Below are 5,322 nucleotides of genomic sequence, written 5' to 3' on the forward strand. Positions count from 1 at the left end.
CGTCGGTGCAGTGATCCTGTGGCGGTTCTTCGGCGATGTGCTGTCGAACCGATCCGATGTCGCTGCCGCCCGGTGTGTGGACGGCGAGGTGAAGGTCGCTGTCGTCGCCGATCCGGCGATCACCGAACCTGTTGCCGCACTTGCGGAGCGCTACAACCAGACCGCCGCCCCGGTCGGTGACCGCTGCGTCAACGTGGCGGTCCAGTCCGCCGATTCAGACCAGGTCGTCAACGGATTCGCCGGCGAATGGCCGGCCGATCTGGGTGACCGGCCGGCACTGTGGATCCCCGGAAGTTCGGTGTCGGAGGCCCGTCTGGAAGCCGTGGCAGGCGCCGAAACCGTCAGCGACAGCCGCTCGCTGGTGACCTCGCCCGTGCTCCTCGCTGTGACACCCGAACTGCAGGGCGCCCTCGGCGAGCAGAACTGGGGGACCCTTCCCGGTTTGCAGACGAATCCCGCGGCACTCGACGGACTGGGTCTCCCGGGGTGGGGCGGGCTCCGCCTGGCACTCCCCCTGTCTCAGGACAGCGACGCCGCCTACTTGGCGGCCGAGGCCGTGGCCGCCGCTGCGGCGCCGTCCGGTCAGCCGGTCAGCGCGGGTCTGGGCGCTGTGAGCACTCTGATCGGCGGCGCTCCCGAACTCGCCGATGGTAACGCCGCCACGGCCCTCGATGCCCTCACCGATTCATCCGATGCGGCCGGCGCCCCGGTGCACGCCGTGGTGACCACCGAACAGCGGCTCTTCCAGCGTGCGGCGGAGCTTCCCGACGCGGCATCCCAGCTGGCAGGGTGGTTGCCGCCGGGTCCGACCGCGATGGCCGACTTCCCCACCGTATTGCTGGCGGGTGACTGGTTGGCTCAGGAGCAGATCACCGCCGCCAGCGAGTTCGCCCGGTTCCTGCGGAAGCCGGAGCAACTCGGCGAACTCGCGCAGGCCGGATTCCGGGTCGAGGGTGGCACACCGCCGGCCAGCGAGGTCGTCGACTTCGCGCCAGTGGCCGCCCCGCTGAACGTCGGGGACAAAGCGGTGCGCGCGACCGTCGCCGACACATTGACCGCACCGGCGCTGAGCCCGACCGTCACCATCATGCTGGACCAGTCGATGCCCACCGACGAGGGCGGCAATGCCCGGCTGACCAATGTCGTCGACGCGCTCAAGGCGCGACTTCAGGTGCTCCCACCCGATTCCGGCGTGGGACTGTGGACCTTCGACGGCGTGCAGGGACGCTCTGAAGTGAGCATGGGTGCGCTGTCCGATCCGATCGACGGGCGGCCCCGATCGGAGGCGCTCACGGCGGCCCTCGACGGCCAGACACCGTCGGGTGGTGGCGCGGTCTCGTTCACCACGCTGAGGTTGGCCTACACCGATGCGTCTGCCCGGTACCGCGAGGGTCAGGAGAATTCGGTGCTGGTCATCACTGCGGGACCGCACACCGACCAATCGCTGGGTGCTGCCGGACTCGAGCAGTACGTCAGGGGCGCCTTCAACCCTGATCGTCCGGTGTCCATCGATGTCATCGACTTCGGCGACGATTCGGACCGGCCCGCCTGGGAAGCCGTCGCAGAGGCGACCGGTGGCAGTTACCAGAACCTGACGAGTTCGGCCTCGCCCGAACTGGCGGCGGCCATTGCGAGCCTCCTGTCGTGACATGCTGCTCGGTCCCGAGGGCCCAAGCGCTTTGCTGAGCGGGGGCATTCTCCCGACGACTGAGGTTCCCCTATCCCGGGCGCAAATCTGTGACCGCCGCGGGCTTGAGCGGGTGCCCAGCAAGCTGGGTTCCCACTGGGCGTTTCGTCACAATCGTGTCAGCTTTCGCTGGGTGTATTGCTGGTCACGTGCGCTGATGGTATGACGGCCTGACAGCTTCGTCGCATTGGGGCGCGATGATCGTAGATCCGTAGCTAAGAGGGGTAGCACAGAAGACGATGCCGATTCAGCATCAGGCACAGCCGCCGACCGCCGGGAGGCGCAGGGTTGCCCGGGGTTGGCGTGATCGCAAGCGCTACGTGTGGTTGCTCGGTCTGGTGATCCCGACGCTCGTCCCAATGTCCTGGGCCGCGGCGGCGCTCACCGGGTGGGGCGCCTTCTGGTGGTCCGGCCCGGTACTGATGTTCGTCTTCATCCCCCTGCTGGACTACGCCGTCGGCCCGGACTCGGAGAACCCACCCGACAGCGTGCTCGACCGGTTGGAGCACGACCGCTTCTATCGGTGGGCGATCTATCTGTATCTCCCGGCCCAATATGTGTCGTTGATACTGGCCTGCTGGATCTGGAGCGGCGGCGGTGGAGTCACGCTGTCGGCGTTGGACAAGGTCGGACTGATGCTCACAGTCGGCGGCATCGCCGGGGTCGGGATCAACGCCGCGCATGAAATGGGACACCAGCGGGCACAGTCGGAGCGCTGGTTGAGCAAGGTGGCACTCGCGCAGACCGGCTACGGACAGTTCTATGTCGAACACAACAGGGGCCACCACGCGCGGGTCGCCACCCCGGAGGATCCCGCCAGCTCACGGGTGGGCGAGAACATCTACTTCTTCCACTACAGATCCATACTGGGAAGCCTGCGTTCGGCGTGGACGATCGAGCGCAGGCGCCTGGCCCGCCGCGGGAAGTCGGCGTGGACGTTGCGCAACGACGTCCTCAACGCCTGGCTGATGACCCTCGTACTGTTCACCGGCCTGGTCGTCGGCTTCGGTGTTGAGGTGCTGCCCTGGTTGATCGGCCAGGCCGTCATCGGGATCTTCCTGCTGGAAACCATCAACTACCTGGAGCACTACGGGCTCCGTCGACAGCAGCGTCCTGACGGCAGCTACGAGAAGGTACGTCCGTCACACAGCTGGAACAGCAATTCGGTCATCTCCAATGTGTTCTTGTTCCATCTGCAGCGGCATTCCGACCACCACGCGAACCCACAACGCCGGTACCAGGCGCTGTGTCACGCCGACGAGGCCCCCCAGCTGCCCGCGGGTTACGCGACCATGGTGGTGGTGGCGCTGATACCGCCGTTGTGGCGGCGGCTGATGGATCCGCGGGTGCTGGCGCACTACGGGGGCGACATCAGTCTTGCTGCGACGCATCCGCGAAAGACGCGGCGACTACTGAAGCGGTACGGCTGACTGCACCTGGCGGGTGCGACGCAGAGCGGTGGCGGCCGTGCGCATCGACAGGGCCGGCGAGAGTCGCTCCAGGTACCACAGCGCCTTCCACCATCGGGGCACCACGATGATCGCCTGATTACGGAGCACGGCGCGCAACGCTTGTTCGGCGAACACATCAGGATCCATCGGACGCAACGTCTCTCCCAGCTTGAGCAGATTCTCCTTGCTCACACTCCTGTTCCGGCCGTACTGTCCTCCGGTCAGGATCGGGGTGCGCACCACGCCGGGGCACAGCACCGACACCCGGACGCCGTGGGTCGCGGCTTCCACCCGCATGGTCTTGGACAGGGCGACCACCGCGTGTTTGGTGGCCGAGTAGCCCGCCTGCGCGGACGTGGTGACCAGACCGGCCACGGACGCCGTGTTGACGATGTGCCCGCCGCCCTGCCTGATCATCACCGGGTAGACAGCCTGCAGGCCGTGGACCACGCCCCGCAGGTTGACGTCGATGATGTCGTTCCAGTCCTCGAGTGTCAGGGCGTCGACCTCGCCGCCGATACCGATCCCGGCGTTGTTGAACAGGTAGTCGATCCGGCCGGACGTCTCCACGGTCTCGGCGATGGCCGTTTGGAAGGCTTCGTGATCGCGCACGTCCAGTTCCACGGCGTGCACCCTGGCGCCGATGTCACGAAGTCGGCCGGCAAGCTGATCGGCGACCTCGAACTGGCGATCGGCGATCCAGACGTCCGCGCCTGCGCCGGCCATCTTCGACGTCAACGCAGCGCCGATCCCCGACGCTCCGCCTGTGATGAAGGCGACCTTTCCGGACAGGTCGGACATGTCTTTGGTTGCCACCCGGGAAGGATAGCCGTCAGCGTGCCATGCCAGGCGCCGAGCTACGACGCGCTGTCGCTGTCCGAGGCCGGGCCAGTGTCCTCGCTGCTCCCGTCTGCGCGTGCGTCACCGGCATCGGTGGCTTCGGATGCAGTGACCGACACCTTCTTGATGCCATTGAGCGGCGCGCGGTGCTTGGGTCCTGTGCGCTGCTTGGTCTGCGCGCGGTTGTCGCCGTCGGCTTCAGCATCGGCCTCGGAATCGGCTTCGGCATCGACCTGGTCGGCTTCGGATTCGGCGTGGACCTGGTCGGCTTCGGATTCGGCGTGGACCTCGGCGACGTCCGCGCCGTCGGCCTCGACCTCGTCTTCTTCGGCCTCGTCGGCGCCGGCAACGTCCGCCTCGATGTCGTTTCCGCCGCCTTCAGGCCCGGGTCCCTCGTCGCCCGCTGCGGCCGGTGTCGCCGCTGGTGCATCCGTAGCGCGCTCGGGATCGGTGGCGAGTCCCTCGGACTTCACAGGTGTGGTGGCGTCGCCTCCATCCGACATGAGCCCGGCCGAAGCGACTGCACTGCGGGCTGCGGCGCTGCCGAGGGCGTCAGAACCTTGTTCGCCCTGGGGCTGGGCCGGCAGATAGGTGCGGCGATAGGCAGTGTCGATGATCGCCCGCAGGGGCGCTTCCCACTGGTCGGCCACCCAGCCGAGGCCGAGGTTGCGCAACGGCTGCAGTAGCGGCAGGTTCTGGGTCGGTACGAAGACGTACGTCGTGTTGTTCTCGGTCCACACATAGTTGTCAGGATCGTCCAGATCGACGTCTCTGTAGTCCATGTGGATGACGTTGAAACCGGCCAGTGCGTTGGCCATCGCCAGCAGGTTGAACGGATTGGTCGGGAAGTCCGCGATCGGGTCGTATTCGCGAGCGACGTCGATGACCTCATAGCGCGTTGGCGGCGCCACGATGGAGTCGCCGAGCACCCAGGTACTGAGGCCGCCGTGCTTGCGAGTTCCGTTGCCGAGCAACAGGAACGACAACTCGTCGGGCGCAATGGTGCTTTCGGCCGCGTGCTCGGTCAGCCATGCCGTTGCGATCCGCGCACCTCCGCTGAACGCGTACACGATCTTCGGCCCGTCGGCGACGTCGATGGCGTAGTCGAGGTTGAAGAGATTTTCGTCGACCCCGACCTCCAGGCCCGGGGTGCTGACGATCCACCAGTACAAGACCTGCTCACACGATCTCGGGGGCTCGCACCCGGCGCCTTGCAGGTACTCAGACATCTCCCAGGGGGTCGGGCCGTGCGTCAGCACAGTGGCGGGACGTGGCGGCATCAGTCCGCCTGCCGCGGCAGCGGGCGCGGTGCCGCCACCGAGGGCGAGCGGAACCGCGGCAAAC

General features: G+C 67.1%; 4 protein-coding genes. 2 read left to right on the forward strand and 2 right to left on the reverse strand.

Annotated elements, in window-relative coordinates; genetic code table 11:
• A partial coding sequence (locus WA965_RS13835) for a vWA domain-containing protein (RefSeq protein ID WP_526447645.1) occupies positions 1–1,648 on the forward strand: 1,648 nt, incomplete at its 5' end.
• A 278-nt stretch (positions 1,649–1,926) separates the two neighbouring features.
• A complete protein-coding gene (locus WA965_RS13840) occupies positions 1,927–3,117 on the forward strand; it encodes an alkane 1-monooxygenase (RefSeq protein WP_526303253.1) in 1,191 nt (396 codons plus the stop codon).
• Here the strand turns inward: WA965_RS13840 and WA965_RS13845 are convergent.
• Together WA965_RS13845 and WA965_RS13850 are read right to left on the reverse strand one after the other, a co-directional pair.
• Positions 3,097–3,939 carry an SDR family NAD(P)-dependent oxidoreductase gene (locus tag WA965_RS13845; RefSeq protein WP_526303261.1) on the reverse strand — a complete coding sequence of 281 codons (843 nt, stop codon included), beginning with the start codon at positions 3,937–3,939 and terminating at the stop codon, positions 3,097–3,099. The genes WA965_RS13840 and WA965_RS13845 overlap by 21 nt on opposite strands.
• A gap of 56 nt (positions 3,940–3,995) precedes the next feature.
• Positions 3,996–5,322 (reverse strand): PE-PPE domain-containing protein (locus WA965_RS13850; protein WP_526447647.1); only part of this gene is annotated, 1,327 nt, incomplete at its 5' end.

Source organism: Mycobacterium sp., assembly GCF_049683935.1.
Taxonomy (GTDB): Bacteria; Actinomycetota; Actinomycetes; order Mycobacteriales; family Mycobacteriaceae; genus Mycobacterium.